The organism is Streptomyces sp. NPDC104309 (genome assembly GCF_055584025.1).
The window spans coordinates 1-2509 of record NZ_JBVJMV010000130.1; the positions used below are offsets into that span (position 1 = coordinate 1).

A 2509-nucleotide genomic window follows, 5' to 3' on the forward strand; every position below is an offset into this window, starting at 1 on the left:
CACCCGTCGAATACGAGACCAACCACTACCTCACCACCGCGAAACCCCAGGTCAAAACCACAATCTGAGATCTCTACCGAACCCGGGGCGGTTCATTCATCCAGGAAGAGCCTGTCGGGGTGAAGTGGACGTGGAAGCGGGGGTGTTTGCCCAGCCACGTCTTGATCTCGGCGGTGTTGTGGGTGGCGTAATTGTCACAGACCAGGTGGACGTCGAGTCCGGTGGGCACGGCCTTGTCGATCCGGATCAGGAACTTCTTGAACTCGATCGCGCGGTGGCGGCGGTGCAGTTCCGATATGACGGTGCCGTCGGCGATGTTGAAGGCGGCGAACAGACTGGTGATCCCGTGCCGGTAGTAGTCGTGGGTGCGGCGTTCGGGCATGCCCGGCATCATCGGCAGCACCGGCTGCGAGCGGTCCAGTGCCTGGATCTGGCTCTTCTCATCGACGCAGAGAACCACCGCCTTCTCCGGCGGATGGTGGTAGAGGCCGACGACGTCGACGACCTTGGCGACGAACTGCGGGTCGGTGGACAGTTTGAAGGAGTCCTGCAGGTGGGGCTTGAGGTCGAACTTCTTCCAGATCCGCCCGACGGTCGATTTCGACAGCCCACTGTGCTTCGCCATCGAGGCACGCGACCAATGCGTGTCCTTGCCCGGGACGGACTCCAGCGTCGCCACGAGTACGTCCTCGACCTGGTCGAGCAGGACCGAGGGCGGCCTGCCGGGGCGGGGTTCGTCCGTCAGTCCGTCCAGACGCAGGGTGATGAACCTGGAGCGCCAGCGGTTCACCGTCGCGTGGGCGATGCCGAGTTCGGCCGCGACCTCCTTGTTCGTCCCGCCCTCCGCACACCGCAGCACGATCTTCGCGCGCAGGGCCAGGAACTGCGCGGTCTTCGCCCGCCGCGCCCAGCGCGTCAGCTCCGCCCGCTCGGCTTCGCTGAGCACCAGGTCCGGCTTGCGCCGGCCCGGCCGCGGCTCATCCGCCAGACCCGCCAGCCGCCGGGCCACGAACCGCGAACGCCACTTGCGCACCGTCTCCACGGACATCCCGCAGTCCGCTGCCACAGCGGTATTTGACACCCCGTCCGCACAGGCCAGGATGATTCGCGCCCGCTCCGCCACACGGGCCGGCACCCCGCCACCCGCCCAGCGCAGCAACTCCGCACGCTCCTCAGCGGACAGCACAACTTCGACAGCACGAGGGCCTCGATGCGACATAAAAACAGCCTACAGACTTAAGACCGCCTTTTCTGGCGCATCACACTAGTGTCCTGCGCCGGAGATCCGTCGTTAGTTCCCGTATGAGTGTTTCTGCGGGTGTGCCCGCACCGCGTCGCGGTCCGAAGCTTGAACCGTTGTTGTTGTCCGCTGACGAGCGTGCACTGTTGGAGCGTTGGGCCCGGCGGGCGACGTCTGCGCAGGCGGTGGCGTTACGGGCGCGGATCGTGTTGGCGTGTGCAGGCCCTGACGTTCCGCCGATTGTTGTGGTGGCGCGGGATCTTCGGGTAGCGGCGGATACGGTCCGCAAGTGGCGGCGGCGGTTCCTGGCCGGCCGGCTGGACGGGTTGGTGGACGAGCCCCGGCCGGGCCGGCCGCCCACCATCAGCGTCGATCAGGTGGAGGCGGTCGTGGTCAGCACGTTGGAGGAGATGCCGAAGAATGCCACCCACTGGTCGCGCAAGTCGATGGCCGACCGCAGCGGGCTGTCGAAGTCGACCGTGGGCCGGATCTGGCGGAAGTTCCATCTCAAGCCTCATCTGACGGACACGTTCAAACTGTCGACGGACCCGTTGTTCGTGGAGAAGGTCTACGACGTGGTCGGGCTGTACTTCAATCCGCCCGAAGGGGCGGTGGTGCTGTCGGTGGACGAGAAGTCGCAGATCCAGGCGCTGGACCGGTCTCAGCCGGTGCTGCCGATGATGCCGGGCATGCCCGAGCGGCGTACCCACGACTACATCCGTAACGGTTTGACCACCCTCTTCGCGGCTTTCGACGTCGCGACCGGCGAAGTCATCACCTCGCTGCACCGTCGACACCGGGCAGCGGAGTTCAAGAAGTTCCTCATCAAGATCGAAAAGGAGGTTCCTGGGCATCTCCAGATCCACCTGATCTGCGACAACTATGGCACCCACAAGACGCCGGCCATCAAAGCCTGGCTGGCCAAACACCCCCGATTCCACCTGCACTTCACCCCCACCGGTTCGTCCTGGATCAACCAAGTGGAGAGGTGGTTCGGCTTCCTCGCCGACCAGAAGATCCGCCGCGGCTCCCACAAAAGCGTGCGTTCCCTGGAAGCCGACATCCGTGCGTGGGTCAAGGAGTGGAACGAAAACCCAACACCGTTCGTCTGGACCAAGACGGCCGAGGAGATCCTCGACTCCCTCGCCCGCTACTGCCGACGGATCTCCGGCGCAGGACACTAGTAGTACTTCGTTAGGTTGATTTGATCTTGGTGGTCGTGGCGGTGCATGCTGCGGCTCGTGGATCTTGATGAGGTGGAGAAGCTCC

1 protein-coding gene and 1 pseudogene are annotated in these 2509 nt (G+C 64.7%); one reads left to right on the forward strand and one right to left on the reverse strand.

Annotated elements, in window-relative coordinates; translation table 11 throughout:
- Positions 1-94 precede the first annotated feature (94 nt).
- Positions 95-1219: pseudogene (locus ACZ68L_RS46780) on the reverse strand (IS630 family transposase); the annotation flags it as partial.
- A 101-nt stretch (positions 1220-1320) separates the two neighbouring features.
- Between ACZ68L_RS46780 and ACZ68L_RS46785 the strand changes: the two are divergent.
- Positions 1321-2424 carry an IS630 family transposase gene (locus tag ACZ68L_RS46785; RefSeq protein ID WP_469591013.1) on the forward strand — a complete coding sequence of 368 codons (1104 nt, stop codon included), beginning with the start codon at positions 1321-1323 and terminating at the stop codon, positions 2422-2424.
- Positions 2425-2509: the final 85 nt, after the last annotated feature.